We start from the raw sequence: 26,900 nt of genomic DNA, 5'->3' as shown, positions 1-26,900 counted from the left end.
TGCGGTGAAGATTCGACACCTCCACCACACACGGAGGCCTTCGCCATGTTCAAGCCCGGTCAGCGTTAACAACGCTCGTGATCAATACACCTAGGAAGTGTGCCGTCGTCAGGTGATCGTCGGCGATCCACTTGCGCAGCTTCTTCCGCTGCGCACCGTTGTCCGCGCAGCCCAGGTGGCGCAGCACCTCCGCCAAGGAGGAGGACTCCGTGACGGCCGCCCGTAGCTCTTCGCGTGTGGGCCGGGCGGACCGGCCGCAGGGGGCGAAGTGTGAGATGTCGATGCCGAAGTAGGCGAATCGCATGGTGAGGTACTTGCGTAGGTAGCCGTATGGCCGGGTGCCGAAGAAGGCAATGACCTCGTCCAGGTCGGAACACCGAGCTGCTGCCTCGACCAGGCGCTCGTGGGTGTACCGCACGCCGCTGGTCACGAGGCGCGCGCCTTGCCGCGTCCGCGGTAACTGTCCGTCGTCGAGTGGCAGTTGGGGCACAGAAGCCTCAGGTTCTCGAGGCGGTTGTTACGCCAGTTGCCGTCGATGTGGTCGACCTCCAGGGGGAGCGGCTCTCCGAGCCACACCCCTTCGATCCCGCACAGGGCGCAGTGCTCTTCCACACCCAGCTCGCCCATCGCCCGCTTCAGACGGTTGCTCGGGACCCGACTGGCGTGGGCCGACGTGTCCTCGGCGAGGATCTCCTCGGCAGTCCGACGGCGCTGGTTGTGCCGCTGCCGCTCCGTGCGGACCACTGGCGTGAAGTGGGAGGTGTTGATGCCATAAGCCTTGATCCGACGCGAAATGTTCGTGTGGTGACCGCCGACCACATCGAGCCCGAGTCGCCGTAGAACCTCGTTGACGCTCGACGACGCTGCGACCACCGGCTCAAGAATCTCCCTCGTCCACTTGGCCCCCTCGCGCTCGAAGTGCGAGACATCTACCCCCAGTTTCCTCATCCGTTGGAAGATGTACCGCCGCTTCCAGCTCTTTGGATCCACCCCCAATCTCGCGCACGCCTCCGACAACGTCCGCGCCCCCCGAGCGGCCTCCTCCAGCCGCTCTTTCGAATACGCACTGGCCCCCATCGTTCCCCTCCGATCACGGCCACGCGTTCGTGGCTCGTACGGAGTAACGGATCGGTTATCCGACAGTCACGCTCGGAACGTAAAGGCGGTTGGTATGCTTACCAGCGAGGCCTTCCAGGTGCGGACCCTTGTCCGCTCGGGAGGCTTTTTTCATGATCTCTGCAGAGTTGGACATCCGACCGGCAACCCCCGCCGATCGCCCCACCGTCGAACGCCTCTGGCTTCTCTTCCGGCATGATCTGTCCGAGTTCGGGGGGCAGCTGCCCAACGCCGACGGGTCGTTCCGGAGGGAGCGGTTGGAGGCTGCCTTTTCCGGGGGCCTCGACTGGGCGCCGTATCTCTTCAGCCTGGGCGACGAGCGTCCCGTCGGGTTCGCCTTCGTGCGGGGGCTCAGTGGGCCCACTCGCGTGCTCAACAGCTTCTTCGTCGTGCGCGGGGTGCGGAGGAGCGGGGTGGGGATGCGGGCCGTGCGGGAAGTCGTCGGGCGGCATCCGGGGGAGTGGGAGGTGGCGTTTCAGGACGCCAATGCCGGTGCCGTGCGGTTCTGGCGGCGGGTGGCCGAGGGGCTTGCTCCGGGGGAGTGGAGTGAGGAGCGCAGGCCGGTGCCCGAGCGGCCCGACCTGGCTCCTGACGTCTGGGTTTCGTTCAGATACCCAAGTCCTTGATGATCTTCGCCACGTGGCCGGTCGCCCGGACGTTGTACAGGGCGTGTTCGACCTTGCCCTCCTCGTCCACGATGATCGTGGAGCGGATGACGCCCATGTAGGTCTTGCCGTAGTTCTTCTTCTCGCCGTAGGCGGCGTAGGCCTCGGTGACGGTCTTTTCGGGGTCGGCGAGGAGGGTGATCTTCAGGGATTCCTTCTCGCGGAACTTCGCCAGCTTCTCCGGCTTGTCGGGGGAGATGCCGATGACGTCGTAGCCCGCGCCGGCCAGCAGCTCGAGGTTGTCCGTGAAGTCGCACGCCTGCTTGGTGCAGCCGGGGGTCAGGGCCGCCGGGTAGAAGTAGACGATGACCTTGCGGCCCTTGTGGTCGGACAGGGACACCTCGGTGCCGTCGGCGTCGGGGAGGGTGAAGGCGGGGGCCACGTCGCCGGGCTGGAGTCGCTCGCTCATCGGTCTAGCGTAACGGGGGGTCCTGACAGTGCGTTCCGGCCGAGAGCTGACAGACTGTCCGGAACAAGCATCAGCTGACTTCGGAGGCCGTACGGTGGCGGACACGTCGGACACGAGAACCCCGGCGCAGATCGAGGCGGACATCAAGCGCCGCCGCGAATTGCTGGCTGACACGCTCGACGAGATCGGGGTGCGGGTGCACCCGAAGACGATCGTGGGCGATGCCAAGGCCAAGGTCGTCTCCAATATCGATCACACGCTCGGGCGGGCCTATGTCGGGGTCAATCGGGCCGTGAGTGATGTGAAGGCGCAGTTCGTCGACGAGGAAGGCGCGCCTCGGCTGGAGCGGGTCGTGCCGGTCGCGCTCGTCGTCGTCGGGGTGGTGGGGCTGCTCGCCCTGGGGACCCGGCGGCGTAAGGGCTGAGTGAGGGCCGACCCGGCGGCTTCCGGGGCCGGCGAAGGCAGGTAGGTTCAAAGGCGTGAGTGCCAAGAGAAACCAGCACAGCGATCAGCACGACAAGCTGCCCATCCGGATGCTGCACGACCGTGTGCTCGTGCGGCAGGACGCCAGTGAGGGCGAGCGGCGTTCCGGTGGCGGGATCCTGATTCCGGCCACCGCGGCCGTCGGTCGTCGGCTGGCGTGGGCGGACGTCGTCGCGGTGGGGCAGAACGTGCGGGCCGTGGAGCCGGGTGACCGGGTGCTGTTCGATCCGGAGGACCGGGCCGAGGTGGAGGTGCGGGGCATCGCCTACGTGCTCATGCGTGAGCGTGATCTGCACGCGGTGGCCGCGGACCGGTTCGAGGGGTCCGAGGACTCGACCGGCCTGTATCTGTAGAAGGCAGCGAGGAAGAGGGGCTGGTGACCGTGGTCATCAGCCCCTCTTCTGTTCTGTGCGTGGTCACTGTCTCCTGGTGGTGAGCTGTGGGCCCACCCCGGTCGTCGTGCCGCCGCCCGTCGTGCCTCCGGTGTCGCCGCCGGTGGTGTCTCCCGTGGTGCCGCCGGTGGCGGTGTCGCCGCCTGTGGTGTCTCCGGTGGTGCCGTCGGTGGTGCCGCCGTCGGTGGTCGGGTCGCCGCCGGTTGTCGTGTCTCCGGTCGTGCCGCCCGTCGTCGTGTCTCCGGTGGTGCCGTCGGTGGTGCCGCCGTCGGTGGCGGGGTCGCCGGTCTGGCCCTCGGTCTGGCCCTGCGTGTCCTGGCCGCCGGTGGTGTCTCCGGTGGTGCCGCCGGTGTTCTCGTCGCCCGTGGCGGGGTCGGACGGGACGTCGGTGACGGGGGGCTGGACGACGTCGGCGCCCGGTTGGAGTTCGAGGTCGAAGTCGGTGACCGGTTCGCCCTTGAGGGCGGCCTTGGTGAACTGTGCCCAGATCTCGGTGGGCGCCCCGCCGCCGTTGATCCGCTCCAGGCCCATCGCGCCGTACAGCGACTTGTGCGCGGCGGTCACCGGGTCCTGGCCCATGACGGAGACGACGGTGGCGAGCTCGGGGGTGTAGCCGGCGAACCAGGCGGCGGTGTCCTCCTCGGCGGTGCCGGTCTTGCCCGCGGCGGGGCGGCCTGCGGCCTGGGCGGCGGTGGCGGTGCCGCCCTCGACGACGCTCTGCAGGACGGAGGTGGTGGTGTCGGCGGCTTCGCGGCTGACGGCCTGGCTGGTCTTCTTCTGGGGCAGCTCGATGGGGTTCGTGCCGTCCTTGGTGATCTTGTCGATCATGGTGTACGTGCCGTGCTTGCCGTGGTTGGCGAGGGTGGCGTAGGCCTCGGCCATGTCGAGGACGCTGGCGGTGGACGGGCCGAGCGCGATGGAGGGAGACGCGGTCAGGTCGGGGGTGTTGGCGGGGAGGCCGAGGTCGATGGCGGTCTGCTTGACCTTGTCGGAGCCGACGTCGACGGCCATCTGTGCGTACACCGAGTTGACGGACTTGTCGGTGGCCTCGCGGACGGTGATGTTGCCGTACGAGCCCTGGTCCTCGTTCTCGGGGGCGTAGGTGCCGCCGTCCCAGCCCACGATGGGCCGCTTGTTGGTGCCGTCGTAGATGGTGTTGGGGGTGATCGTGCGGCCGTCCTGCGTCAGGGAGCCGTTCTGGACGGCGGAGGTGAACACGAACGGCTTGAAGGTGGAGCCGACCTGGAAGTCGCCGCGGGTGGCGTTGTTCGTGTACTGCTTCACGTAGTCGATGCCGCCGTACATGGCGACGACCTTGCCGGTCTTGGGGTCGACGGCGGCGCCGCCCGCGCGGACGTAGGTGTCGACCTTGCGGTTCTTCTTGTCGAGCTTGTCCATCAGCTGGTCGTTGACCGCGTCGACGAAGGCGTCCTGCTTGCTCTTCTGCAGGGTGGTGGTGATGCGGTAGCCGCCGACGGCGAGCTGGTCCTTGTCGAGGATCTTGTTCTCGGTGAGGTAGTCCTTGATCGCGTCGACGATGTAGCCGCGCTGCCCTGACATGCCGGTGGAGACGGTGGCTTCCTTCGGCATCGGGAACTTCATGGCGGCGCGGTCGGAGGCGCTGAGCCAGCCCTTGGTGACCATGCCGTCGAGGACGTAGTTCCAGCGGGCCTCGGCGGCGGCCTTGTTCTCGGGGTGGGCGACGACGTCGTACTCGCTGGGCGCGTTGAGCAGGGCGGCGAGGTAGGCGCCCTTGGCCGCGTCCAGGTCGGTGGCGTCGATGCCGTAGTAGGCCTGGGCGGCGGCCTGGATGCCGTAGGCGTTGCGGCCGAAGTAGCTGGTGTTGAGGTAGCCCTCGAGGATCTGGCTCTTGCTCTCGGTGCGGTCCAGCTTGATCGAGATGAAGAACTCCTTCACCTTGCGCGTCACGGTCTGTTCCTGCGCGAGGTAGTAGTTCTTGACGTACTGCTGGGTGATCGTGGAGCCGGACTGCTTGCCCTTGCCGGTGGCGGTGTTCCATCCGGCGCGGAGCATCGCCTTGGGGTCGATGGCGGACTCGCTGTAGAAGTCGCGGTCCTCGGCGGCCAGGACGGAGTGCTGGGCGTCCTTGGAGATCTGCGCGAGGCTGACGTTCTCGCGGTTGACCTCGCCGTCGCGGGCGAGCTGGCTGCCGTCGGCGTAGAGGTAGACGTTGCTCTGCTTGGTGGCGAAGGCGTTGGCGGCCGGGATCTTGACCATGGAGTAGCCGAGGAAGAACAGGCCGGCCAGGAGCAGCACGCCGATGACGAAGGTGCCGAGCACCATGCGCCAGGTGGGGATGATCCGCCGCCAGCCGGTGCGCTTGGGCCGCTTGGGATTGGCCCCTGTCTCGGCGGCCGCTTCGGGCTCTCTGGGTGCCCAGCCCTGGGTCGGCTGCTGCGGCTGCGGCTCGTCGCTCATGTCGTGCACGGACTCCTGTTTCGCGTCTTACTTCCCGTACGCCTCGTACGCCTTCTGCGCCCTCAGATGAAGACTCTCGCACCGCGCGTTCCGTTCCCGACAATCGGCACGCGCTTGCCCGGAAAATGCGTGGCGTGGGCCACAGCCTGCGGACTAGGCTCCTGCGCTTCGGTGTCGGTGCGGGCTGGGCGGGCGAGGAGGGCGGTTTGCCGTGGATACGGCGCGGTTGTACCTGGCCGTCGCGGCGGGGGGTTTTCGACGGTACGCGACGTATCGGGTGGCGACCGCCGCGGGGGTGTTCACCAACACCGTCTTCGGTCTGATCCTGGTCTACACGTATCTGGCGCTGTGGGAGGAGCGGCCGCATCTGGGCGGGTACGACCAGGCGCAGGCCGTCACCTATGTGTGGGTGGGGCAGGCGTTGCTGTCGACGCTGGCGATCGGGGGCGGTGGGGTCGAGGACGAGCTGATGGAGCGCATCCGGACGGGCGACATCGCGATCGACCTCTACCGGCCGGCGGATCTGCAGCTGTGGTGGCTGGCCGCGGATCTGGGTCGGGCGCTGTTCCAGCTGGTGGGCCGGGGTGTGGTGCCGTTCGTGTTCGGGGTGCTGGTGTTCCCGGCCGCGGTGCCCGGTGACGTGACGACCTGGTGTGCCTTCCTGTTCGCGGTGCTGCTGGCGATGGTGGTGGGGTACGGCATCCGGTTCCTGGTGGCGCTGAGCGCGTTCTGGCTGCTGGACGGGACGGGTGTGGTGCAGATGGCGTGGCTCGTGGGGTTCTTCTGCTCGGGGATGATCTTTCCGCTGAACGTCTTCCCGGGGGCGCTCGGCGAGGTGGTGCGGGCCCTGCCCTGGTCGTCGTTGTTGCAGGCACCCGCGGACGTGCTGCTGGGGGAGGCGGACCCGTGGGGGACGTACCTCTTCCAGGCCGGGTGGGCGGTGGCGTTGCTGGCTCTGGGGCGGCTGGTACAGGTCATGGCGACGCGGCGGGTGGTGGTTCAGGGTGGCTGAGGACGGGTGGCGGGCCGGAGTGGCCCCGACCGGCCGGCTCGCGGAGGGGGCGCGGACGTACCGCCTGATCGCGGCGATGTGGATCCGCTCCACGATGGCCTACCGGGCTTCCTTCGTCATGACGACGGTCGGCAACTTCGCGGCGACCGCGCTCGACTTCGTCGCGATCCTGCTGATGTTCTCGCAGGTGGACGCCCTGGGCGGCTATCCGCTGCCGGAGGTGGCCTTTCTGTACGGCCTGTCCTCGGTTTCCTTCGGGCTGGCCGATCTGGCGATCGGCTCGATGGACCGGCTGGGCCGTCGGGTGCGTGACGGCACGCTCGACACCCTGCTCGTGCGGCCGGCGCCGGTGCTGGCGCAGGTGGCCGCCGACCGGTTCGGGCTGCGGCGGCTCGGGCGGGTCACCCAGGGCGCGCTGGTGCTGGGCTACGCGCTGATCGAGCTCGACCTGCAGTGGACGCCGCTCAAGCTGGTGTTGATGCCGTTGATGGTGCTGGGCGGCGCCGGGATCTTCTGCGCGGTGTTCGTCGGGGGCGCGGCCTTCCAGTTCGTTGCGCAGGACGCCTCCGAGGTGCAGAACGCGTTCACGTACGGCGGCACCACGCTGTTGCAGTATCCGCCGACCATCTTCGCGCAGGACCTGGTGCGGGGGGTGACGTTCGTGCTGCCGCTGGCCTTCGTCAACTGGGTGCCCGCCGCCTATGTGTTGGGGCGGCCGCTGCCGCTCGGGCTGCCCGCGTGGACGGCCTTCGTCTCGCCGCTGGTGGCGGCCGTGTGCTGTGCGCTGGCCGGGGTGGCGTGGCGGACCGGGCTTCGGTCGTATCGGAGTACAGGGAGCTAGAAGTGGACCGTGCGTTCATCGAGCTGGATCGCGTCGAGAAGGTCTTCGACGTGCGCAAGAAGACCGGTTTCATGAAGCGGGAGCGGCGTCAGGTGCGGGCGGTCGACTCGATCTCCTTCACCGTGCCGCGCGGTGAGATGGTCGGTTACATCGGTCCGAACGGTGCCGGGAAGTCGACGACGATCAAGATGCTCACCGGCATCCTGACGCCGAGTGGTGGCCGGCTGCGGGTGGCGGGGATCGATCCGTCCCGGGAGCGGGCGCGGCTGGCGCACCGGATCGGGGTGGTGTTCGGGCAGCGTACGACGCTGTGGTGGGACCTGCCGCTGATCGACTCCTACCGGCTGATGCACCGCATGTACCGCATCCCGGACGGGCGTTACCGGGAGAACCTCGACCGGCTCGTCGAACTCCTCGAACTGGCCGAGCTGTTGGACGTGCCGGTACGGCAGCTCTCGCTGGGTCAGCGGATGCGCGGTGACATCGCGGCGGCGCTGCTGCACGATCCGGAGGTGCTGTACCTCGACGAGCCGACGATCGGTCTGGACGTCGTGTCGAAGGCCAAGGTGCGGGAGTTCCTGCGGGAGTTGAACACCGAGAACGGCACGACGGTGCTGCTGACCACGCACGATCTGCAGGACATCGAGCAGTTGTGTTCGCGGGTGATGGTCATCGACCACGGGCGTCTGATGTACGACGGTCCGCTCACCGGTCTGCACGAGGCGGGGGAGAGCGAGCGGGTCCTGGTGGTCGATCTGGAGCGCGAACTGCCGCCGATCGAGGCGCCGCCGCCCGCGCGGGTGGTGAAGGTGGAGGGGCCCCGGCAGTGGCTGGCGTTCCCGGCGGCGGCGTCGGCGGCGCCGCTGGTGGCGCGGATCGCGGCGGAGTATCCGCTGGTGGACCTGTCCGTGCGGGAGCCGGACATCGAGGCGGTGATCGCGAAGATGTACGCGGAGCGGGCGGCGACCGCGTAGCGGCTGCCGTAGTGGATGCCGTAGTGCCCGTCGCCCGGAACTCGTAGGCTGACGGTATGACCGAGGATGCCCCGGAGCTGCGCGCCTCCGACGCCGATCGTGAACGAGTCGCCGAGGTTTTGCGGGACGCCCTCGCGGAGGGGCGCCTCGACATGGAGGAGTTCGAGGAACGGCTGGACGCGACGTACAAGGCGCGCACGTACGGCGAACTGGCGCCGATCACCCGGGACCTGCCGTCCGGCGCGGGTGTCGTCCAGGCCCCTCGGATCTCGATGACCAAGGAGCCCGCGCAGGGCGGGAGTTGGGCGGGTCGGATCGTCGGCGGCGAGGGGTCGTCGACGTGGGCCGTGGCCGTCATGTCGGGTTTCCAGCGCAGGGGCCGCTGGACGGTGCCGAGGCGGTTCAACTGCTTCGCCTTCTGGGGCGGCGGCGAGATCGATCTGCGTGAGGCGAACTTCGCGGACCGCGAGGTCGAGATCAACTGCGTCGCGATCATGGGCGGGATGCAGGTGATCGTGCCGCCGGGCGTCGAGGTCGTCGTGCGGGGCATCGGCATCATGGGCGGTTTCGACCAGCGCGAGGAGGGCGTGCCGGGTGATCCGGGCGCCCCGCGCGTGATCGTGACGGGCTTCGCCTTCTGGGGCGGCGTCGGTGTGGAGCGCAAGCTCACGCGTGCCGAGCGGCAGCGCCTGAAGGAGGAGCGCCGCCAGGAGAAGCTGGACCGCAAGGCGTCCCCGCGGGAGCTGGGCCAGTCCGTCCGGGACGACGCCCGCGACGCCCACCGCAGGATGCTCGAAGGCCACCACGACCTGCTGCGGGACCGCAGCCGTGAGCGCCGCGAGGAGCGTCGGGAAGAGCGCCGGGAGGAGCGGGACCGGCGGCGGCGCCGCGAGTACTGATCCATCCTGGATGAGTGGGTGCCCCTCAGGGGCGCGGGGAACTGCGCGACCAGCCCCCACTCACCCGCACCCGGCACACCGCCCAAACCGGCCCCCCCGGGCCACGGCCCCTGGCCTCCGGCCCACGGACCCCGGACCCGGGCCCCCGCCCACGGCCCCCGGCCCCCGGCCCACGGCCCCCGGCCCACGAACCCCGGCCCCCGGCCCACGGCCCCCGGCCCACGGCCCCCGGCCCACGAACCCCGGCCCCGGATCCCAGGCCCCGGCTCCCGGCCCCAGGGCTCCGCGTCACAGCTTCGCCGGTGCCGTCCCCTTCAGGTCGTCCAGGTCGAAGGCCGCGGCCATGCGCTCGTACCCCTTGTCGCTGGGGTGGAGGTGGTCGCCCGAGTCGTAGTCGGAGCGGAACCTGCGCGGGTTGTAGGGGTCGCGGACCGCCTTGTCGAAGTCGACGACGGCGTCGTAGACCCTGCCCGCGCGGATCTCGGCGTTGATCTGCTGCCGTACGGACTCGCGGGCGTCGGTGTAGCCGCGGTGGCCGCCGAAGGGCATCAGGGTGGCGCCGATGACCTTGATGCCGCGGGCGTGGGCCTGGCGGACCGCTGAACGCAGGCCCTCGAGGATCGCGTCGGGGTCGGCCAGTCGGGGGTTGCGCAGGATGTCGTTGATGCCGAGGTCGATGACGGCCACCTTGACGTTCGGGCGGCCGAGGACGTCCCGGGCGAAGCGGTCCACGCCGGCCTGGTTCTCGGCGGGGCGGCCGAGGCCGTCGGCGAGGATCTGGTTTCCGCCGATTCCCTGGTTGACGACGCTGTAGCGGGGCACGTCCCGGCCCGCCTCGATCGCGGCGCGCAGCCGCTGGGACAGGAGGTCGGTCCAGCGGTGGTTGGCGTTCGCGGTGGAGCCGACACCGTCGGTGAGCGAGTCGCCGAAGGCGACGACGGTGCCTTCGGCCTCGTCGCTGAGCACGTCCAGCGCGGTCAGGTAGCGCCAGTACTCGGTCTGCTCCGTGTACGCGGTCGCCGTCGGGTCCTCGGTGCGGTCGCCGTCGGCGGCGTACGAGGTCTGGCGGGCCCGCGGGTGGTAGGTGACCGGGCCGGACGGGGTGGGGGAGTAGGTGGTGACCAGGACGTCGACGCCCGCCGGGACGCTCAGGGCGACGGCGTCGCTGAGCACCTGCTGTCCGGCCGGGACGACGACGACGGTGTTGCCGCCGAACGTCAGGCGCCGCATGGTCTGGGCGTCCGCCTCGGCGGTGCCGGTGCCGGCCGCGAGGGCGACCGAGGCGTGCGTGATGGTCAGCGGCGACTGGCCGTAGAGATTGGACAGCGTGATGCGGGCACTCGTACCACCGACGCTCGCGTGGACGACGTTGCGTACCGAGCGGCCCGCCAGGCCGTCGGTCTCGGTGCCGGGCTCGCCGCCGACCGGGGAGGCGGACCAGGAGCCGACCCAGACGCCGGTGGAGACCGGGGCGGCGGAGTTGTGGGGGGCGGGCCCGCCGGCCAGCGTGGTGCGTTCGTTCGTACCGTCGTCGGTCGCGACTCCGACGTAGATGGCGGCGGACAGGGCCACGATCACGGAGAGGATCGCGGCGAGCAGGGCGTAACCATGACGCCGGGTCATGCTGTGTTGTTCTCCTCGGGCGATGGGAGCCCGAGGCTCCGATCTGATGAGCCCATGATGAGCCATGGGCCGGGGAAAACTGACAGGACCCCGCCGTGTTCCCCCGACCGGACAGACGCCGGGAACTCTTGTTCCGTTCCAGGAGTCGGTCAGGAAGGGACAATGTGTGAGGGATCACCGAACGGGTGGAGCGGATGGAACGTACGGAAACGGGATCAATCGGTGCCGAAGGGCAGCATGCCCGCCCCGGAGGCTTCACGAACCGCGCCATGAACACGTTCAGCGAGGCCGACGAGGAGAAGCAGCGCGGCGTCCGCCGGATGAAGCTCACCGCCACCGGCATGCTGCTGTTCGTGGCGCTCGTCTACGTCCTCACCAAGTGGGCCTCCCACCAGGGCGCCGGCGCCTGGGCGGGCTATGTCGCCGCGGCCGCCGAGGCCGGCATGGTCGGTGCGATGGCCGACTGGTTCGCGGTCACCGCCCTCTTCCGGCACCCGCTGGGCCTGCCGATCCCGCACACCGCGATCATCCCCACCAAGAAGGACCAGTTGGGGGTGTCGCTGGGCGAGTTCGTCGGGGAGAACTTCCTCTCCGAGGACGTCGTACGACAGCGGCTGCGGGCCGTCGGCATAGGCAGTCGGCTCGGCACCTGGCTCGCGGACCCCGAGCACGCCGACCGGGTGACGGCCGAGCTGTCGGCCGCGCTCCGGGGCGCCTTGACCGTGCTGCGCGACTCGGACGTCCAGGCGGTGGTCGGCGAGGCGATCACGAGAAGGGCCGACGCGCAGGAGATCGCGCCCGGCATAGGCAAGATGCTGGAGAAGGTCGTCGCGGACGGCGGCCACCGTCGTGCCGTCGACCTGATCGTGGTCCGCGCGCACGACTGGCTGGAGCTGCACAGCGACTCCGTGATGGACGCCGTACAGGGCGGGGCGCCCGGCTGGACCCCGAGGTTCGTCGACAAGAGGGTCGGCGAACGCGTCTACAAGGAACTGCTGCGCTTCTGCGTGGAGATGCGGGACATGCCCTCCCACCCGGCCCGCGGCGCCCTCGACCGTTTCCTCACCGACTTCGCCTCCGACCTCCAGTCCGACACCGACACACGCACGCGTGTCGAGCGGCTCAAGGGCGAAGTGCTGGGCCGCGGCGAGGTCCAGGACCTGATCGACTCCGCCTGGTCCGCCGTACGCTCCATGATCGTCTCGGCGGCCGAGGACGAGCGCAGCGAGCTGCGGCTGCGGGTGCGCGCCTCCCTGCTGTCCCTGGGCGCCCGGATGGCCGTCGACCCGAAGGTTCAGGCCAAGGTCGACGGCTGGCTGGAGGGCGCGGCGGTCTATGTCGTGACCACCTACCGCAAGGAGATCACCTCCCTGATCACCGACACCGTGGCGGGCTGGGACGCCGAGCACACGACGAAGAAGATCGAGGCGAACATCGGCCGTGACCTCCAGTTCATCCGGATCAACGGCACGGTGGTCGGTTCGCTGGTGGGCTTGTTGATCTACACGGTGTCGCGGGCGCTGGGGGCGTAACCCCACTGGTCGAGGGCACCCGATCCGGGTTCTCGCTCAGATGAGGAGGGGGCCCATGACCACCGCGCAGGCCGAGACAGGCCGAACCGTGACGACCGACATCCCCGCCCGCCTCGACCGCCTCCCGTGGTCGCGCTGGCACTGGACGATCGTCATCGGTCTCGGCACCGTGTGGATCCTCGACGGCCTAGAAGTCACCGTCGTCGGCAACATCGCGGGCCGCCTCTCCGAACCCGGCAGCGGACTGCCGATCAGCTCCGGCCAGGTCACCGGCATCGCCGCCGCGCTCTACGTGGCCGGCGCCTGCCTCGGCGCCCTGTTCTGGGGCCGTCTGACCGACATCTGGGGGCGTAAAAAGCTCTTCATGATCACCCTGGCGGTGTATCTGGCGGCGACCGCCCTGACCGCCATCGCCTTCGACACCTGGTGGTTCTTCGCCTTCCGCTTCCTGACCGGCTTCGGCATCGGCGGCGAGTACGCGGCCATCAACTCCGCGATCGACGAACTCATCCCCAAGGAGTACCGCGGCCGCGTCGACCTGATGATCAACGGCAGCTTCTGGCTGGGCGCGGTCGGCGGCTCGCTGCTGTCGATCGTCGCGCTGGACACCGACATCTTCCCGGCGAACGTCGGCTGGCGGCTGACCTTCGCCCTGGGCGCGGTCCTCGCCCTGGTGATCCTCCTCGTACGCCGTCACGTCCCGGAGAGCCCGCGCTGGCTGCTGATCCACGGCAGGGACGAGGAGGCGGAACGGATCGTCTCCTCCATCGAACAGCGGGTCGAGGCCGAGCGAGACGAACCGCTGCCGCGGGCCGAGGGCGAACTCACCATCCACCAGCGCCGCAGCGTGACCTTCCTGGAGATCGGCCGCACGGTCTTCTCCGACTACCGCAGGCGGGCGGTCCTCGGCTTCTCCCTCTTCATCGGCCAGGCCTTCCTCTACAACGCAATCACCTTCGGCTTCGGCGCGATCCTCACGACCTTCTACGACGTCCCGACCGGCGACACCGGCTACTACTTCGCCGTCATCGCCGTCGGCAACTTCTGCGGCCCGCTGCTGCTGGGCAAGCTGTTCGACACGGTCGGCCGCAAGGTGATGATCTCGTCGACGTACCTGCTCTCGGGCCTGCTGCTCTTCGGCACGGCCTGGCTCTTCGACCGCGGCTCCCTGAGCGCGGGCACGCTGACCGCCTGCTGGTGCGCGGTGCTGTTCTTCGCCTCCGCGGGCGCGTCGAGCGCCTACCTGACGGTCTCCGAGGTCTTCCCGATGGAAACCCGGGCCATGTCCATCGCCTTCTTCTACGCCATCGGCACCGCAGCCGGCGGCATCAGCGGCCCCATCCTCTTCGCCGACCTCACCGGCACGGGCAAGGTCGGCGACACGGTCCTCGCCTTCCAGATCGGCGCGGCCCTGATGTGCGCGGCCGGCCTGGTCGCGGCATTCCTCGCCGTACGCGCGGAACGCCGCTCCCTGGAGGACATCGCCAAGCCACTGACGGCGGCGACGGAGAAGGAGCCGCGGAGGGCTACGGCGTAGGGGGAAGGGGCGGCGGGGGCGGAATGCCGCTCGGGCGGCACGGGTGGACGCTACTGAGCGCCGTCGCGCCGACCCCGGTCCCGCCGCCGCAGGAAGAGCAGCCCGCCGGCAACCGCGGTGACGCCCGCGGCGGCGGCCCATCCGACGACGTCGTCGGAACCGGTGGCGGCGAGGCCACCCTGGGCCCTGGCGGACGCGGAGGGCGACGCGGTGCCCTCCGCACCGCTCTGCGGCCGCGCGCCCGATCCGCCACCCGCGCCCGGCGAGGGCGACCCACCGGCCGCAGGGCTCGGGCTCGGGGAAGCCGCCGTGTCCGCCGCCCTGTCCCGCGTGAACGCCAGCGTGCCGAAGCCGAGTTGGTCGTAGCCGCCACTGTTGGGGCCGTAGTCCCCGCCACCGCCCTCGGGCGCGGCCTGGGCGGCGATCCGGGTGAGGTACGTGGCGGACAGGCCGCGCCGCTTGGTGTAGTGGTTGGCGATCATCGCCCAGATCGGGCGCTGCATGGCCGGGTCCACGGCGGCGGCGTCGGCGGCGGTCTCCTGGCCGGACCAGCCGTCGATGGCACCCTTCGCACGGGTGTTGGCGGTGTACGGCACGGCGCCGCCCATGCTCCACTTGGCCACGTACTGGGCGCCCTTGAGGAACCTGCTGTCGTCGTAGCCGTACAGGTCGATGCCCTGGTTCCAGGCCATCTCGCAGACGGTGCCCATCAGCCCGACGCCGAGCAGCGCGTGCCCCTGGTCGCGGCCGGCCTCGACCCACTCGGCGAGTCCGTCGTCGTGCACGACGGGGATGGCGTGCTTGACGGCGCCCAGGCCCTCGCCGTTCTTGAAGTAGTCGACCGCGCGGGCGACTTGGGCCTTGTCGTCGCAGAAGATGCCGGTGGCCAGGACGCAGGCCATGGCGGCCAGGTCCCAGTTGGTCCAGTAGTTGGTGACGACGGCGCCGTTGTGATCGGCCAGGAAGCTGTCGCTCAGCGGCGCGAAGACCTTGCTGAGCATCTCCTGGAACCGGCCGAGCTCGAAGTCGCCGTGGTCACGGACGAGTTCGGCGGCGTTCGCGAACTGGTAGCCGTAGAGCCCGGCGGCGAGGAACCGGTCGGCGCTGCCTTCGAGACTGGTCAGCTCGGCCGACCAGGCGTTGAGGATCGCCACGGCGGTGTCGAGGTACGCGCTGTCACCGCTGACGTGTCCGCGCAGGGCGTTCTGGTAGGCGGCATGCACGTCGTTGTAGAGGATCGCGTAGTTCTGCGGGGAGCCCGCCCCCCGGTACACGGTGGCCTGCGGGTTGGCCGTCCAGCCGCTCGCCGCATGGCGGTTGACGGCCAGCTTGGCGAAACCGGCGGTGTAGGGGGCGGCGCCCGCCTTCACCTTGGCGGCCATGCGGTCCAGGTCGGCCCGGGTGTGCAGGAGGCCGGGATGCGCGTGGGCGGCGGCACCTGCCGCGGCGGCCGGTGTGCCGGTGCCGAGGGCGGTACCGACACCGACGGCTCCGGCGGTGACGCCCGCGGCCTTGAGCATGCTCCGGCGGCTGATCTCTCGTGTCACGTGTTTCGTTCCTCGGGGTCGAATCGCGTGCCTGTGGGGGACGGTGAGGAGACGAGAGGGAAGGGCAGCCGATAACAAAAACCGCACGAGCGCGAGGAGAGACGCCGATGACAGTCCGCAGGGTCGTCCCCGACATCCACGTCCGGTCCGAGGAAGCGATGCGGACAAGCCGGGACTTCTACGGCCTGCTCGGCCTGGAGGAGGTCATGAACCTGGGCTGGGCGACCACCCTCGCCTCCCCGTCCAACCCCACCGCCCAAATCATCTTCCTCACCGAGGAACGCACCGCGCCCGTCGTCCCCGACATGAGCGTGGAGGTCGAGGACGTCGACGCGGTGTACGCGCAGGTGGCGGCGTCGGGCGCGGAGATCGTACGGGAGCTGCGGGACGAGGAGTGGGGCGTACGCCGGTTCTTCGTACGGGATCCGAACGGGCGGGTGGTGAACGTGCTGGGGCACCGGGCGTAGCGGCCCGACCGGGCGCGGAGGACCGACCGCATGTAGCGGAGCGACCGGGTGTAGCGGGCCGCCGGGCGCGGAGGACCGACCGGGTGTGGCGGGCCGACCGCGCGGGCTGACGAACTAGCCGGCGTTCCGGTCCGCCACCGCCCACGAAGCCAGGGCCACCGCTCCGGCCACGCCGAAGACGGCCGGCCAGGCGCCCACCTTCTTGGCCAGCGGGTGCGACCCGGCGAAGGCGGCGACGTACGCGGCGGTCAGGGCCCCCGCGGCCTTGCCGCCCGCCTGCCGGCGCCACTGCTGCGCGGCCGCGGCCCCGGCGGCGGCCAGCACGACGCCGCCCAGCTGCCGCTTCCTGGTCCAGCGGGCCACGCCGTACCCGCCGACGAGACCGCTCGCCGCGACGACTGCGCTGGGAACCTTCGCCATGTCTGCCTCCTGTGCTGTCCCGTGCGGTGCGATGCGCCCCCGAGGCTAACGCTCACCTCGGACGACGCCGCCTACCTGAGTCGGGGCTTGTCAAGTTTCCTCCTCCGAGCTATATAAGAAGCCGTAGGGCATCGCACAGCGAACCTGAGGAAAGGAGTGAACTGTGATGCTCATGCGTACGGACCCCTTCCGCGAACTCGACCGCCTCGCACAGCAGGTCCTCGGCTCCACCGCCCGCCCCACCGCGATGACGATGGACGCCTACCGGTCCGGGGACGAGTTCGTCGTCCACTTCGACCTCCCCGGCATCGACCCCGAGACGATCGAGATCGACGTCGAACGCAACGTCCTGAACGTCCGCGCCGAACGCCGTTCCCCCGCCCCCGAGGACGCGGAGCTGATCGTCGCCGAGCGCCCCACGGGCAGCTTCACCCGCCAGCTCTTCCTGGGCGACACGCTCGACACGGAACGCGTCGACGCCTCGTACGAGGCCGGTGTCCTGACCCTGCGCATCCCGGTGGCGGAGCAGGCGAAGCCGCGCCGGATCCAGATCACGGGCGGCGACAGCGGCCGTAAGCAGCTGAGCGGCTGAGCGGCTGACCGGCTGACCCAAGGACGACCCGGCGGACGACCCCGGAGGACCGAAGAAGGGAGCCCATATGACAGTACTGAGCACGACCAGATGGACCGAACTGATCGACGCCGTACGGGAGTCCGGCCAGTACCCGACCACGGCGGAGGCCGAACGCGTCACCCGCGTCGTCCTCTCCGCCCTCGGCGGTCACGTCACCGGCGACGAACGCGTCGACCTGGCCCGCGCCCTCCCCGAGGAAGCGGCCCGCGTGGTCGCCTCCCAGATCCCGGCGCCCCGTCCGCTGACGGCGGCGGAGTTCGTGGACGCGATCGCCGCCCGTATCCAGGGGGCCACCCCGGCCACGGCCCGCTGGGACGTCAGCTCGGTCCTGAGCGTCCTGCCGGGTCTGGTCGGCGACGACCTGGTGGACCGCGTGCTGGCCCAACTACCGCCCGGATACGCCCTGTTGTTCGGCCGAGCGGAGCTGACACCCGCGGCCTGAACGAGGGCCTGACCGAGTCGGCGGCCGTCAACGTCCCTGCTGGGCTTCGGCAAGGCCGAAGCCCAGCACGGCGGGACGGACGCCACGACCCGGAGTCCCTCCGGCACTTCCGACACTTCCGACACTCCGAGCGCGCCTGGCCGGACGCGATCGAGGGCTCCGACTACCGTGAGGTCGAGTACGAAATCACCTGGTCCGACCATGTTCGGGGTAATAGATGCTCAAAGTCAGCATTGTGGTGCCGGTCTACAACGCGGGCGAGTACATCGACCGCTGCGCCCCCTCGCTCCTCCACCAGAGCATCGGCCGGGACGCGTACGAGATCGTCTACGTCAACGACGGCTCGACCGACGACTCCGCGCACCGCCTCGCCCAGCTGGCCGCCCGGCATCCGCACGTACGCGTGATCCACCAGGAGAACTCCGGCTGGCCCGGCAAACCCCGCAACGTGGGCGTCCGATCGGCTCGCGGCGAGTACGTCCAGTTCGTCGACCAGGACGACGAACTGACCCCGGAGGCCCTCGAGCGCCTGTACGACCTCGCCGCGCGCAACGCCTCGGACATCGTCCTGGGCAAGGTCGTGGGCACCATGCAGGGCCCCAGCAGCCTCTTCAAGCGGACCGTCGAACACTGCACGGCCGAGGACGCGCCCCTCATGGACAGCCTGACGCCCCACAAGATGTTCCGCCGGGCCTTCCTCCTCGACGAGGAGATCACCTTCCCCGAGGGACCCGTACGCCTGGAGGACCAGCTCTTCATGGCCCGCGCGTACGTGCGCGCGAAGAGGGTCTCCATCCTCGGCGACCACCCCTGCTACGTATGGAACCGCCGCGAGGACGGAGGCAACACCAGCGGACGCGCCACCACGCCCGAGACCTACTACGGCCACCTGCGCACGGTCGTGGAGGCCATCAAGGAGGGCACCGAACCGGGCCCCCTGCAGAACCACCTGCTGCGCCGTTCCTACCGCGTCGAACTCCTGCGCCCGGTCGTCGAACCCCGCGTCCTCCAGCGCACGGGCAGCAACCTCGAACGGTACTTCGACGTCGTACGCCGCATGGCCCTCGACTGCTACCCGCCGGGCGTACGCGACGGACTCCCCGCGATCACCAGGCTCAGAGCCCGTCTCCTGGAGGACGGCAACCTGGACTCCCTGGTCGAACTCGCGCGCCGCGTCCAGAAGATCAAGCCCCAGGTCACGGTCGACGCCATCCGCAGGCGGAACGGCAGACTCGTCGTCACGACGACGATCGGCATGCTCCGCCCCGACGGCGAACCCCTCACCCTCGTCGAGCGCTACGGCCGTCTCCTCCTGGACCCCGATCTGCTGGCGGACATCAAGGGCGCCGAGGACTGGGAGGTCCCGCACCCCCTCGGCGACGCCCGCGGCGAGTTCCTCGTCCACGACGCCGCCCGGAACCTCTGGTGGTTCCCGAAGACCGACCTCGCCCCGCGCACCGAGCCGCTCGGCAACGGCCGCCACCGCGTGATCATCACCGGCGAGACCACCATCGACCCCCTGACCCTGGCCGGCGGCACCGAGATGCCTGCCGGCACGCACCTGGTGTGGGCGTACGCCCAACTCCTCGGCGTCGGCCGCCGGTTCCGCCTCACCGGCGCCCCCTTCTGCCCCGCCGCGTTCACGGCCGGCACCCCGCCCCGCCTGGTCCACCCCGCCTGGGGCGGCCCCGGCGGCCAGCTCCGCCTCTCCGTGGGCCACCCGGGCCACCTCTCCGTCCCCCACCGCGTACTCCTGCACGCCACGGCGACCCCCACCGTCCGCCGCGCCGCCCGCACCTTCCTGCGGCGCCTCCCGAAGGACGTCCGCGGGCAGGTTCGTACGCTCGCGCGCCGTGCGGATCCCTGGACGGCGGGGCGGAGGGACTGAGCAGTGGGGCCGACAGGCGGCGGGACCGAGCGCCGGGCCTACCGACGCTCAGTCCCGCGGTCAGCCCGGCGGTCGGCGACTACCGGTTAGCACTCGACGCAGGGGTCCGTCCCCCAGCCCAGGCCGCTGATCCTGTCGTCCTTCAGCGCGCCGGCGTACGCCTGCACCTCGTCCACGTCACCGTGCAGGTACTCGCCCCAGCCGTCGCCGACCTGCGCCCGCCCGATCTGCAGCGCCCCGGAGCTGCGCCAGCCGTTCGGGAGGGTTCCGGTCGCCTGGGCGTTGGTCCAGCCGTCCAGGAAGAGCTTGACCGTGTCGGTGGCGTCGTCATAGACCACGGCAAGGCGGTGGCCCTGACCCTCGCCGCCGTCCGCCGCCTCGATCTGGGACACCACCGTCTCGGCGGCGCCGACCTCGTCCTTCTCCGGCATGATCAGCTGCCAGGCGTGCTCGGACGGTTCGTAGCGCACCTTGAAGGCGTCGGTGTGCTTGCCCGCCTGGGACAGCACGGTCATCGGGTGGGCCGGCTCGGAGTCCGCCAGCCGGACCACCACGCCGAGGGTGAAGCTGTCCCCGGTGTCCACCACCGGGCCCTCGGCGACGGCGTGCCCGGTCTCGCCGTCCAGCCGCAGGTGTCCGTCGCCGACCAGGGCGGGCGGCACGTAGGTGCAGTCGGGGTCCAGATCCGGGATGCAGGAGTTGTCGGAGCCCCGGTAGATCGTCGCGCCCGTGCCGAGCGTGAGGGGCGCTCCGCCCTTCTGCTCCGGGCTGGCGCCGTCCGTCGCGGTCTCCAGCGACCAGTGGCCGAGCAGCTTCGGTGTGCGGCGGCTCAGTTCGGCCACCTCGACCGGCACCACGACCCGGTCGTGCACCCGTACCTCACCGATGTCGCCGTGCCACCGAGCGTGGTAACCGGAACCGCTGCGGGCCCGGCCGATCTGGAACGCGTCGTTCGCCCCGGCGGGCGCGGCCTCGACGGCGGTGCCGACCGGATGGCCGTTGACGTACAGCTGCGCCTTCCCGGTCTCCTTGTCGTAGAGCCCCAGCAGGTGGGCCCACTCACCGGTCTCCGGAGCACCGCCCGACACCCGTGCGCCACCGATGCCGAACGACCAGGTGGGTCCGGAGTCCGGGCTGCTCAGCCCGAGACGGAAGCCGGCCGTGTTGCCGGCGTCCTGGCTGGCGACGGTCATCGTCCGGTCGGTCTGCGCGGGCCGCACCCAGGCGCTGACCGCGAAGGTCTTGCCGGTGTCGACGGCCGGGGCGTCCGGAGTGAGGAAGCCGTGGCGGCTGCCGTCGAGGGCGACCGTGGCGGTGGCGCCGGTGCCCCGGGGGGCCGGACCGCCGAAGGTCACGCCCCTACCGGCGCGGGCGGCGGTGCCGGTCTCGGCGACGGCGCTGGTGGCGCCCGCCGCGTCGTCGAGCTTCCAGTGGGCGACGGGTGCGCGCCCGCTCGGGACCCGGAAGTAGTACGTGGTGGTTCCGCTGCTGCGCCCCGAGCGGTCGATCGCGCGCACGCTCAGGTAGTCCGGGCGGGCCTGGAGCGGCAGGAACCGGATGGTGGCGGGCCCGCCCATCTCGTCCGGCCGGGCGGTCCCGTACGGGCCGCCGATGAAGTTGTAGCGGTACTCGACGACGTCCGATGACGGGGAGTCCATGGTGAAGCTGCCGTAGACGCCGACGCCGCCCCCGATCTGTTCCTCCGGGAAGTCGGGCGAGGTGACGACGGCCTTCTCCGGGCTGGCGTCGTCGTACACGAACTCGCAGACGGACCCGTCGCCCTCCGAACTCCAGGCGGAGGTGGCCTTGCCGTCGTCGGCGCGGACGTGCCAGGAGATCACCGTGTCCGCCGGGATGTCCTGCGGCATCCGCCACGGCAGCCGCGACCCCGACAACGTCTCGTAGGACGTGTACGTACGGCGCTGCTCGACCCCGGCCGCGTCGGTCCACCACGCCTCGAACTCGGCCCTGACCATGTTGGCCTCGGCGGGCTGGTTGTCCTCCTCCGGGTCGTACAGGACGGCGCCGAGCGTCGGCGGCGCCCCGACGTACGCCCGGTTGTCACCGGTCGCGCACGCCTTGGTCTCCGTCTGCAGGTCCTGCACGAGCGGCTGCTTCGGCGGCAGGTTCTCCGCCGCGTACGCCGTGCCGGACATGCCGGTCCCCGACACCACGACCGCCGCCGCACAGCACATCGCCGCCAGCTGCGCGGACGCGGTTCTTCGTCTGCCGGCCAGTCGTATTCCAGCCATGTGTCTTCCGGTCAACTGTCCCACCCCTGTTCGCTGTTGCGGCTCGTGGACCACACGAGCCGCATGAAGCTAACAGAGACCACTGACACAGCTGAAGCGGTTTCTACCGCGGTGCCGACGCCGCAGGGAGACGTGAAAGCCGGCCGGCTCGACGTCGACCGGCTCGACGTCGACCGGCTCGACGTCGACCGGACCGGGTACCGGTCGCCATGCAGACGCCGTCTAGGGTGCGGAGATGACGACCTCGCAGACCTACCTCTCCGAACTGTTCTCGCTGGACGGCCGGGTCGCCGTGGTGACCGGCGGCAGCTCCGGAATCGGCCGGGCCATCACCGAGGCCCTCGCACGGGCCGGGGCGAGCGTGGTGATCGTGGCGCGCAGGGAACCGGAACTGGCCGCCACGGTCGACGAGCTGACCGCGGCCGGCTGCCGGGCGGCCTGGGTGAGCGCCGACCTGAGCACCCGCGACGGGGTGCGGGCGGCGGCGGACCAGGCAGCCGAGGCGTTCGGCGAGCCCGACATCCTCGTCAACAGCGCCGGGATCAACCTGCGGCCGCCGATGGACGAGCTGAGCGACGAGGTCTGGGACACCACGATGGCGGTGAACCTGGAGGCGCCCTACCTGCTGGGCCGGCGCTTCGGACCCGGCATGGCCGAGCGAGGCTTCGGACGGATCATCCACATCACCTCCCAACAGGCCCACCGCGCCTTCGTCCACAGCGGCGCCTACGGCGTCTCCAAGGGAGCACTGGAGTCCCTGGCGCGCTCCCAGGCCGAGGCCTGGTCCCCCCACGGCGTCACCGCCAACACACTGGTCCCGGGCTTCGTCATGACCCCGCTCAACACCCGCCTGTCGTCCGACCCGGAGAAGGTGGCAGCGCTGGCCGCCCGCACGATGGTCGGCCGCAACGGGCTGGCGGAGGATTTCGCGGGGGCGGCGGTGTTTTTGGCGGGGCGGGGGTCGGGGTATGTCACTGGGCAGTCGATCTTTGTGGATGGGGGGTTTTCGGTTCACTAGGACTCTCATAGATCGGCATCAAGGCCGCTTGCTCAGAAACTCGGCAGCGCGATCCGCCCGGTCATCAGGATGTCGTGGTTCGCGAAGAGCGAGTCGAGTTCGAAGCGACGGCGGATATACGACGTCCAAGTCGCGTCCGACAGATCGGTGTAGGCGTTGACAGTCCGGGCGCGGCTTGCCTGGGTGAGGATCCATCGGGCCTGGGGTGACGCCCGGTACGCACCCCGGCGTGCGTGGCGGGCCGGATCGTCCATGGTGCTTGGTGCTTCCCCTCACGTCCGATGAGGGAATCGCGGGGGATCTAGGAGCCGGGTGTCGCCCGCGCTGACCGATGCGAGTCCTGCCCCACGGAGAAGAGCACCCGCAGATCACTGCATCGAGGTGCCCACGAACCTGCACCATGCCTCGGCCGACACTGCGACATGAGCGCCGTCCGGAACCTTGGAATCCCGCACCCACACCCCTGCGGGTACGAAGGCGGCCTCCACGCACTCGGTCGCGTTGCCACCGCTGTACGACGACTTGAACCAAGTGGGCTCGGGGACAGGCTGAGGGCCGACAGACATTCACAGCTCCTTGCGCGCGCGATGGATCATGGCGGAGGAAGCCTCCATGTCCAACGCTTGTGCTTGGAGGTACTCGAACGCAAGTCTGTATCGCTCCAGTTCCTCATCCTTCTCCAGGAAGAGGGAGCCGGTGTGGAAGTCGACGTACACCACGTCAAGGGTCGGCTCAGAACCGCCGATGACGACGAAACTTCCCAGGGCCGCGGCGTGGGCTCCCTTGGCGAAGGGCAGCACCTGAAGCGTGATGTGCGGAGACTCGTTCGCTTCGAGCAGCCGGTCGAGTTGCTCCCGCATGATCTGAGGTGACCCGACCACGCGCCGGATCACGGACTCGTCGAGGATCGCCCAGAGGCGGAGCGGCTTGGGGCGGGCAAGAATCACTTGCCGCTTCATGCGGATGTCGACCAGGCGCTCAATCTCCCTGGGGTCCAGAGGTACTTCATTGGCCCTCTGCAGTGCTGTGCTGTAGGCACGCGTCTGCAGAAGGCCAGGGACATAGACACACGCGAAGTGACTTTCGCGTACGGCTTCGTCCTCAAGCGTGAGCAGTAGGTTCATGCTCTCGGGGATGGAGTCGGCGAAGGAGCTCCACCAGCCCTGCTGCTTGGCGTTCTTAGCGATGACGACAACGGCCTGGCGTTCCGCGTCAGTCGCACCGTACTCACGGCACAACGCGTCGATGACGAGCCACTTGACCGGACCGGCTTGGGTCTCATACCGGCTGATCGTCGCCTTGGACACGCCGACGAGCCGACCGGCCTCCTCAAGCGTCAGCCCCTTTCGCGCGCGCAACTTGCGCATCATCGCGCCCAGTTGGCGGCGGCGAGTTGTGGTCCGTTCGGACATGCGGCTCCTTCGCCATGAGCCGGGCGGCAGGCCCGGAGATCCCCATCAGGCTAGGCAGCCAGGAAGTGGCTCACCATCAGATTCACTCGATGGATTCCCATGAGAAGTTACACAGAGAGACTTCTCCATGCCATGCTCCTCCTCAGATCGCTACGCAGTGCAGCCGTACGGATACGGCAGGTGCAGCATGTGCGTGGCCTGGGACGGAGGAGTGGCCATGCCTGGCTACGAAGTCACCGAACCCCGACTCCGCTGTGTCCTGCCTTTTGAGGCGGCGTCGGCAGAAGTGCGCCTGCTTCGGAGAGCGCGGTAACGCAGCTGAGTCGGTGGGGCATGCCCGCGGCTGCTGACGAAGCAGAACTGCTCGTTACCGAGCTGGCAACGAACGTCGTCAAGCACGTCGGTGAAGGCGCATCAGCGACTCTGATCCTGGAGTGGCGCGGGGAGCGGCTGCGCCTCGAAGTGCACGACGAGAGCCGGGTGATGCCGTCACCGGGTACGGCGGCCTGTGACGCGGAGTGTGGTCGTGGCTTGCACCTGCTCGCTGCGCTGGCAGTGGACTGGGGGACGGTGCTGACTGCGGTGGGCAAGGCGGTCTGGTGCGAGATCTCGATCGGTCCAGGTCAGGCGTGCCGACGTATCGAGCGTGCAGTCGGGGTGCTTGAGGGTTATCAGGGGCCCAGCCGTGGTGCTCTGCTTCGGGGAAGCGGACAATCCATTGGTCTTGAGGAGTCAGCGGTCGAGCTGATCGCGGATCTGCTCCACTGGACTGCCGCTCGAGGACTCGACCCGGACGACATCCTCGACCGTGCTCAGATGCATTACGAAGCTGAAGCGGACGCGGCGTAGTGGGGCAGTGCTTAAGCGGACTTCCGTATCTGCTCCCGGAGGGCGCCGGGGGTGCGCCAGGATTCTCCGCGGAAACTCCTGTGGCACATGCGGTGGCAGTTCGCGCACAGGAGGGCGAGATCCGCGATCCGGGTCTCCGTCACACCCGATATGTGGAGCGGCAGCCTGTGGTGGACCTCGATGTAGCCGTCTCCCAGTTCGCCGTAGGCAGCGGTGAAGTCGAACGAGCACACCTCGCACCGCAGAGGGATGCCCTCGTCCAGAACCGCCTGGATCTTCCGGTCGCGCAGGGGCTTGTTCCGTTCACGGTAGAGGGCCCAGCGTCTGAGGAGCTGCCCCTCGCGTGCCCAGGTTGTCTCGCCTTCCTGGGCAGGTATGCGGACGATCTCGGCGGATGTCACGCCCGCGTACAGAGCCTGAGCGGCGGAGAGCATTTCGTCGGTGCGCTCTGTGAAGTCGGCCACCACCTCGCGGGTCAGCTGGCCGCCCTTCGTGGTGACCCCGTGATACCCGGCACGGACTGTGACGATGTCACCCGTCTTGCGGCTGACGCTGCCGGGAGAGCGGAACTTCGGATCTGCCGCCGCGCCATCGTGCAAGGGAAGCTGCCGGAGGATCTTGGACAGGTTCTGCACCCGCTCGTCGGCTGGCCGCAGCTCGTGCCAGCCGTTCTCGGCAACGAGCGCGCAGGCCAGCAACAGCTCGTCACGCGTCCAGTTGATTTTCACCACGGCGGTATCGTACGAGCATTCGAAATCGTAGTGCTGTTGGTGACCAGGGTGGGGCAGGGGATGCCGCACACTGGTGTGTGCCGCCGTGTCGAGTCGCAATGTCAGTGGGTCGTGTCACCCTCTGTGATGACTGCCGTATGAGGCGTCACTGGAATTCGTGTAAGAGGAGGGGCCATGACGGGGACTGACCGGGGCTACACGTCCATCGAGATCTGTGCCGGCGCTGGCGGACAGGCGATCGGACTGCACTTGGCCGGTTTCAGACACCTTGCCCTCGTCGAGATCGACAAGTATGCGGCGGCGACGCTGCGTGAAAACATCGAGGTGCACCCGAAGTGGGCCTGGGAGCGCGACAACTGCGATGTTCTCTGCAAAGACGTGCTTGAGTTCGATCCCGAACGTGACCTGGAGAAGAGCGCTGGTCTGTATCGGCGGGGTGAGGTAGACCTGCTCGCCGGCGGGGTCCCGTGCCCGCCCTTCTCCCACGCTGGCAAGCAGCTCGGTGAGGACGATGAGCGTGATCTCTTCCCGCGCATCCTGAAGCTGGCCGAGCTCATCCGCCCCCGGGCCGTGATGATCGAGAACGTCCGTGGCCTCATGGACGCCAAGTTCGACGGCTACAGGTCACGAATCCAGGCCAGCCTTGAGGAGATGGAGCCTGGCGACGACGGACTGCCCGGCTATGAGGTTGTGGGGTGGAAGGTTTACGAGGCGGAGAAGTTCGGCGTCCCGCAGCTCCGGCCCCGCTCGATCCTCGTCGCCTTTCGGAGGGATGTCCTCAAGGATCTGAAGTATGAAGCTCCGGCGCCCAGTGCCGAGAGAGTCACGGTCTACAAGGCGCTTGAGGCTTCGATGCGTGAGCGCATCGCACCGTTTGAGAAGGGGGCTAGGGCTGCCCAGGCACAGCAGGTGTTCAACGACTGGAAGAAAGACGCTGACAAAGACGTGGCTCCCACGCTTGTCGGCGGCTCTAAGAAACACGGAGGCGCCGACCTCGGTCCTAGCCGGGCTAAGAAGGCATGGCGAGCGCTTGGGGTCTCGGGCATGGGCGTGGCCAACGCCCCCGTGAACGGTGAGCCGACCGGCACTGAAGAACGTGATCTGTTCGGTGCCGAAGGCCCGATGCTCACGGTTCGACAGGCCGCGATCATTCAGGGCTTCCCGACGGAGTGGGACTTCACGGGAGGCAAGACGGCCCAGTACCGGCAGGTCGGGAACGCGTTTCCGCCGCCCGTCGCGCAGGCCATCGGCGAATCGATCATCGAAGTGCTCAAGGCCGACCGCAACCGTGGTGCCAGTCGGTGACTGAGGGCGGCTG

General features: G+C 69.4%; 28 protein-coding genes. 16 read left to right on the top strand and 12 right to left on the bottom strand.

All coding sequences use genetic code 11. The features are described from left to right. Positions 1-49: 49 nt before the first annotated feature. Together ACFWWR_RS32410 and ACFWWR_RS32405 are read right to left on the bottom strand one after the other, a co-directional pair. Entirely contained in the window at positions 50-430 is a 381-nt protein-coding gene (locus tag ACFWWR_RS32410) for a hypothetical protein (protein WP_384306966.1), read from the bottom strand. Next, on the bottom strand, positions 427-1,077 hold the full coding sequence (locus ACFWWR_RS32405) for an HNH endonuclease signature motif containing protein (RefSeq protein WP_383859376.1): 651 nt from the start codon (positions 1,075-1,077) through the stop codon (positions 427-429). The genes ACFWWR_RS32410 and ACFWWR_RS32405 overlap by 4 nt, the downstream gene beginning before the upstream one ends. A 152-nt stretch (positions 1,078-1,229) precedes the next feature. On the opposite strand from ACFWWR_RS32405, the gene ACFWWR_RS32400 reads away from it, so the two are divergent. Next, on the top strand, positions 1,230-1,742 hold the full coding sequence (locus ACFWWR_RS32400) for a GNAT family N-acetyltransferase (RefSeq protein WP_383859373.1): 513 nt from the start codon (positions 1,230-1,232) through the stop codon (positions 1,740-1,742). On the opposite strand, the gene bcp is transcribed toward ACFWWR_RS32400, so the two are convergent. After that, on the bottom strand, positions 1,723-2,190 hold the full coding sequence (bcp, locus tag ACFWWR_RS32395; RefSeq protein WP_383859370.1) for a thioredoxin-dependent thiol peroxidase: 468 nt from the start codon (positions 2,188-2,190) through the stop codon (positions 1,723-1,725). The genes ACFWWR_RS32400 and bcp overlap by 20 nt on opposite strands. Before the next feature lie 94 nt (positions 2,191-2,284). Between bcp and ACFWWR_RS32390 the strand changes: the two genes are divergently transcribed. Together ACFWWR_RS32390 and ACFWWR_RS32385 are read left to right on the top strand one after the other, a co-directional pair. Further along, positions 2,285-2,614 (top strand): DUF3618 domain-containing protein, encoded by a 330-nt coding sequence (locus tag ACFWWR_RS32390; protein WP_383859366.1) that lies wholly within the window; start codon positions 2,285-2,287, stop codon positions 2,612-2,614. A gap of 55 nt (positions 2,615-2,669) precedes the next feature. Next, complete coding sequence (locus ACFWWR_RS32385; protein ID WP_383859363.1) at positions 2,670-3,026, top strand: GroES family chaperonin; 357 nt, start codon at positions 2,670-2,672, stop codon at positions 3,024-3,026. A 63-nt stretch (positions 3,027-3,089) separates the two neighbouring features. Here the strand turns inward: ACFWWR_RS32385 and ACFWWR_RS32380 are convergent, their stop codons facing one another. After that, positions 3,090-5,504, bottom strand: coding sequence for a transglycosylase domain-containing protein (locus ACFWWR_RS32380; RefSeq protein WP_384306964.1), 2,415 nt, complete (start codon positions 5,502-5,504; stop codon positions 3,090-3,092). Between the two features lie 211 nt (positions 5,505-5,715). Between ACFWWR_RS32380 and ACFWWR_RS32375 the strand changes: the two genes are divergently transcribed. The 4 genes from ACFWWR_RS32375 (at position 5,716) to ACFWWR_RS32360 (ending at position 9,230) form a co-directional block, all read left to right on the top strand. Further along, entirely contained in the window at positions 5,716-6,516 is an 801-nt protein-coding gene (locus ACFWWR_RS32375) for an ABC transporter permease (RefSeq protein WP_383859357.1), read from the top strand. A 76-nt stretch (positions 6,517-6,592) separates the two neighbouring features. Continuing rightward, positions 6,593-7,357 (top strand): ABC transporter permease, encoded by a 765-nt coding sequence (locus ACFWWR_RS32370; RefSeq protein WP_383859686.1) that lies wholly within the window; start codon positions 6,593-6,595, stop codon positions 7,355-7,357. Between the two features lie 2 nt (positions 7,358-7,359). Next, complete coding sequence (locus tag ACFWWR_RS32365) at positions 7,360-8,331, top strand: ATP-binding cassette domain-containing protein (protein ID WP_383859354.1); 972 nt, start codon at positions 7,360-7,362, stop codon at positions 8,329-8,331. A 56-nt stretch (positions 8,332-8,387) separates the two neighbouring features. After that, positions 8,388-9,230 carry a DUF1707 domain-containing protein gene (locus ACFWWR_RS32360; protein WP_384306962.1) on the top strand — a complete coding sequence of 281 codons (843 nt, stop codon included), beginning with the start codon at positions 8,388-8,390 and terminating at the stop codon, positions 9,228-9,230. 288 nt (positions 9,231-9,518) lie between these two features. Here the strand turns inward: ACFWWR_RS32360 and ACFWWR_RS32355 are convergent, their stop codons facing one another. Then, positions 9,519-10,853, bottom strand: a complete 1,335-nt coding sequence (locus ACFWWR_RS32355; protein WP_383859349.1) for an SGNH/GDSL hydrolase family protein — start codon at positions 10,851-10,853, stop codon at positions 9,519-9,521. 194 nt (positions 10,854-11,047) lie between these two features. Here ACFWWR_RS32355 and ACFWWR_RS32350 point away from each other — a divergent pair, with 194 nt between their 5' ends. Continuing rightward, positions 11,048-12,385, top strand: a complete 1,338-nt coding sequence (locus ACFWWR_RS32350; protein WP_383859346.1) for a DUF445 domain-containing protein — start codon at positions 11,048-11,050, stop codon at positions 12,383-12,385. A gap of 55 nt (positions 12,386-12,440) precedes the next feature. Continuing rightward, positions 12,441-13,922, top strand: a complete 1,482-nt coding sequence (locus ACFWWR_RS32345; protein ID WP_384306960.1) for an MFS transporter — start codon at positions 12,441-12,443, stop codon at positions 13,920-13,922. Positions 13,923-13,972: 50 nt separating this feature from the next. Here the strand turns inward: ACFWWR_RS32345 and ACFWWR_RS32340 are convergent, their stop codons facing one another. Then, positions 13,973-15,442, bottom strand: a complete 1,470-nt coding sequence (locus ACFWWR_RS32340) for an alginate lyase family protein (protein WP_384306976.1) — start codon at positions 15,440-15,442, stop codon at positions 13,973-13,975. A 134-nt stretch (positions 15,443-15,576) separates the two neighbouring features. Here ACFWWR_RS32340 and ACFWWR_RS32335 point away from each other — a divergent pair, with 134 nt between their 5' ends. Further along, positions 15,577-15,936: a VOC family protein gene (locus ACFWWR_RS32335; RefSeq protein ID WP_383859340.1), complete on the top strand. Its 360-nt coding sequence runs from the start codon at positions 15,577-15,579 to the stop codon at positions 15,934-15,936. Positions 15,937-16,050: 114 nt separating this feature from the next. On the opposite strand, the gene ACFWWR_RS32330 is transcribed toward ACFWWR_RS32335, so the two are convergent. Beyond that, a complete protein-coding gene (locus ACFWWR_RS32330; protein WP_383859337.1) occupies positions 16,051-16,356 on the bottom strand; it encodes a hypothetical protein in 306 nt (101 codons plus the stop codon). A 166-nt stretch (positions 16,357-16,522) separates the two neighbouring features. Here ACFWWR_RS32330 and ACFWWR_RS32325 point away from each other — a divergent pair, with 166 nt between their 5' ends. The 3 genes from ACFWWR_RS32325 to ACFWWR_RS32315 all read left to right on the top strand — a co-directional run bounded on the left by ACFWWR_RS32325 (position 16,523) and on the right by ACFWWR_RS32315 (position 19,320). After that, the gene (locus tag ACFWWR_RS32325; RefSeq protein WP_383859334.1) at positions 16,523-16,948 is read left to right on the top strand and encodes an Hsp20/alpha crystallin family protein; all 426 of its coding nucleotides are present in this window, start codon (positions 16,523-16,525) and stop codon (positions 16,946-16,948) included. A gap of 67 nt (positions 16,949-17,015) precedes the next feature. Further along, complete coding sequence (locus tag ACFWWR_RS32320; protein WP_384306958.1) at positions 17,016-17,432, top strand: DUF2267 domain-containing protein; 417 nt, start codon at positions 17,016-17,018, stop codon at positions 17,430-17,432. Between the two features lie 217 nt (positions 17,433-17,649). Then, a complete protein-coding gene (locus tag ACFWWR_RS32315) occupies positions 17,650-19,320 on the top strand; it encodes a glycosyltransferase family 2 protein (RefSeq protein WP_384306955.1) in 1,671 nt (556 codons plus the stop codon). An 86-nt stretch (positions 19,321-19,406) separates the two neighbouring features. Here ACFWWR_RS32315 and ACFWWR_RS32310 read toward each other — a convergent pair whose 3' ends face one another. After that, positions 19,407-21,515 carry a LamG domain-containing protein gene (locus ACFWWR_RS32310; RefSeq protein WP_384306973.1) on the bottom strand — a complete coding sequence of 703 codons (2,109 nt, stop codon included), beginning with the start codon at positions 21,513-21,515 and terminating at the stop codon, positions 19,407-19,409. Positions 21,516-21,807: 292 nt separating this feature from the next. Here ACFWWR_RS32310 and ACFWWR_RS32305 point away from each other — a divergent pair, with 292 nt between their 5' ends. Then, on the top strand, positions 21,808-22,590 hold the full coding sequence (locus ACFWWR_RS32305) for an SDR family NAD(P)-dependent oxidoreductase (protein ID WP_384306953.1): 783 nt from the start codon (positions 21,808-21,810) through the stop codon (positions 22,588-22,590). 32 nt (positions 22,591-22,622) lie between these two features. On the opposite strand, the gene ACFWWR_RS32300 is transcribed toward ACFWWR_RS32305, so the two are convergent. From ACFWWR_RS32300 to ACFWWR_RS32290, 3 genes are all read right to left on the bottom strand, one after another. Further along, positions 22,623-22,844: a hypothetical protein gene (locus ACFWWR_RS32300; protein ID WP_384306950.1), complete on the bottom strand. Its 222-nt coding sequence runs from the start codon at positions 22,842-22,844 to the stop codon at positions 22,623-22,625. 114 nt (positions 22,845-22,958) lie between these two features. Continuing rightward, complete coding sequence (locus ACFWWR_RS32295; protein ID WP_384306948.1) at positions 22,959-23,156, bottom strand: DUF397 domain-containing protein; 198 nt, start codon at positions 23,154-23,156, stop codon at positions 22,959-22,961. After that, positions 23,157-24,002 carry a helix-turn-helix domain-containing protein gene (locus ACFWWR_RS32290; RefSeq protein ID WP_384306945.1) on the bottom strand — a complete coding sequence of 282 codons (846 nt, stop codon included), beginning with the start codon at positions 24,000-24,002 and terminating at the stop codon, positions 23,157-23,159. 333 nt (positions 24,003-24,335) lie between these two features. Between ACFWWR_RS32290 and ACFWWR_RS32285 the strand changes: the two genes are divergently transcribed. Next, the gene (locus ACFWWR_RS32285) at positions 24,336-24,851 is read left to right on the top strand and encodes an ATP-binding protein (RefSeq protein ID WP_384306942.1); all 516 of its coding nucleotides are present in this window, start codon (positions 24,336-24,338) and stop codon (positions 24,849-24,851) included. Positions 24,852-24,862: 11 nt separating this feature from the next. Here the strand turns inward: ACFWWR_RS32285 and ACFWWR_RS32280 are convergent, their stop codons facing one another. Next, positions 24,863-25,582: an HNH endonuclease gene (locus ACFWWR_RS32280; protein ID WP_384306940.1), complete on the bottom strand. Its 720-nt coding sequence runs from the start codon at positions 25,580-25,582 to the stop codon at positions 24,863-24,865. Between the two features lie 174 nt (positions 25,583-25,756). Here ACFWWR_RS32280 and ACFWWR_RS32275 point away from each other — a divergent pair, with 174 nt between their 5' ends. Beyond that, positions 25,757-26,887: a DNA cytosine methyltransferase gene (locus tag ACFWWR_RS32275; protein WP_384306937.1), complete on the top strand. Its 1,131-nt coding sequence runs from the start codon at positions 25,757-25,759 to the stop codon at positions 26,885-26,887. The last annotated feature ends 13 nt before the right edge of the window (positions 26,888-26,900 follow it).

Origin of the sequence: Streptomyces sp. NPDC058678 (assembly GCF_042714835.1) — a bacterium.
In the GTDB taxonomy this organism is placed as follows: Bacteria; Actinomycetota; Actinomycetes; order Streptomycetales; family Streptomycetaceae; genus Streptomyces.
This window is presented reverse-complemented; position numbering and strand designations above follow the sequence as displayed.

Excerpts from the sequence above, each read along its gene's own strand:
- ACFWWR_RS32370 (WP_383859686.1), top strand. The coding sequence starts at position 6,593 with ATGTGGATCCGCTCCACGATGGCCTACCGGGCTTCCTTCGTCATGACG.
- ACFWWR_RS32335 (WP_383859340.1), top strand. The coding sequence starts at position 15,577 with ATGACAGTCCGCAGGGTCGTCCCCGACATCCACGTCCGGTCCGAGGAA.
- ACFWWR_RS32310 (WP_384306973.1), bottom strand. The coding sequence starts at position 21,515 with ATGTGCTGTGCGGCGGCGGTCGTGGTGTCGGGGACCGGCATGTCCGGC.
- bcp (WP_383859370.1), bottom strand. The coding sequence starts at position 2,190 with ATGAGCGAGCGACTCCAGCCCGGCGACGTGGCCCCCGCCTTCACCCTC.
- ACFWWR_RS32405 (WP_383859376.1), bottom strand. The coding sequence starts at position 1,077 with ATGGGGGCCAGTGCGTATTCGAAAGAGCGGCTGGAGGAGGCCGCTCGG.
- ACFWWR_RS32355 (WP_383859349.1), bottom strand. The coding sequence starts at position 10,853 with ATGACCCGGCGTCATGGTTACGCCCTGCTCGCCGCGATCCTCTCCGTG.
- ACFWWR_RS32345 (WP_384306960.1), top strand. The coding sequence starts at position 12,441 with ATGACCACCGCGCAGGCCGAGACAGGCCGAACCGTGACGACCGACATC.
- ACFWWR_RS32285 (WP_384306942.1), top strand. The coding sequence starts at position 24,336 with ATGCCCGCGGCTGCTGACGAAGCAGAACTGCTCGTTACCGAGCTGGCA.
- ACFWWR_RS32330 (WP_383859337.1), bottom strand. The coding sequence starts at position 16,356 with ATGGCGAAGGTTCCCAGCGCAGTCGTCGCGGCGAGCGGTCTCGTCGGC.
- ACFWWR_RS32300 (WP_384306950.1), bottom strand. The coding sequence starts at position 22,844 with ATGGACGATCCGGCCCGCCACGCACGCCGGGGTGCGTACCGGGCGTCA.
- ACFWWR_RS32400 (WP_383859373.1), top strand. The coding sequence starts at position 1,230 with ATGATCTCTGCAGAGTTGGACATCCGACCGGCAACCCCCGCCGATCGC.
- ACFWWR_RS32360 (WP_384306962.1), top strand. The coding sequence starts at position 8,388 with ATGACCGAGGATGCCCCGGAGCTGCGCGCCTCCGACGCCGATCGTGAA.
- ACFWWR_RS32295 (WP_384306948.1), bottom strand. The coding sequence starts at position 23,156 with ATGTCTGTCGGCCCTCAGCCTGTCCCCGAGCCCACTTGGTTCAAGTCG.
- ACFWWR_RS32350 (WP_383859346.1), top strand. The coding sequence starts at position 11,048 with ATGGAACGTACGGAAACGGGATCAATCGGTGCCGAAGGGCAGCATGCC.
- ACFWWR_RS32340 (WP_384306976.1), bottom strand. The coding sequence starts at position 15,442 with ATGCTCAAGGCCGCGGGCGTCACCGCCGGAGCCGTCGGTGTCGGTACC.
- ACFWWR_RS32275 (WP_384306937.1), top strand. The coding sequence starts at position 25,757 with ATGACGGGGACTGACCGGGGCTACACGTCCATCGAGATCTGTGCCGGC.
- ACFWWR_RS32380 (WP_384306964.1), bottom strand. The coding sequence starts at position 5,504 with ATGAGCGACGAGCCGCAGCCGCAGCAGCCGACCCAGGGCTGGGCACCC.
- ACFWWR_RS32290 (WP_384306945.1), bottom strand. The coding sequence starts at position 24,002 with ATGTCCGAACGGACCACAACTCGCCGCCGCCAACTGGGCGCGATGATG.
- ACFWWR_RS32325 (WP_383859334.1), top strand. The coding sequence starts at position 16,523 with ATGCTCATGCGTACGGACCCCTTCCGCGAACTCGACCGCCTCGCACAG.
- ACFWWR_RS32305 (WP_384306953.1), top strand. The coding sequence starts at position 21,808 with ATGACGACCTCGCAGACCTACCTCTCCGAACTGTTCTCGCTGGACGGC.
- ACFWWR_RS32320 (WP_384306958.1), top strand. The coding sequence starts at position 17,016 with ATGACAGTACTGAGCACGACCAGATGGACCGAACTGATCGACGCCGTA.
- ACFWWR_RS32315 (WP_384306955.1), top strand. The coding sequence starts at position 17,650 with ATGCTCAAAGTCAGCATTGTGGTGCCGGTCTACAACGCGGGCGAGTAC.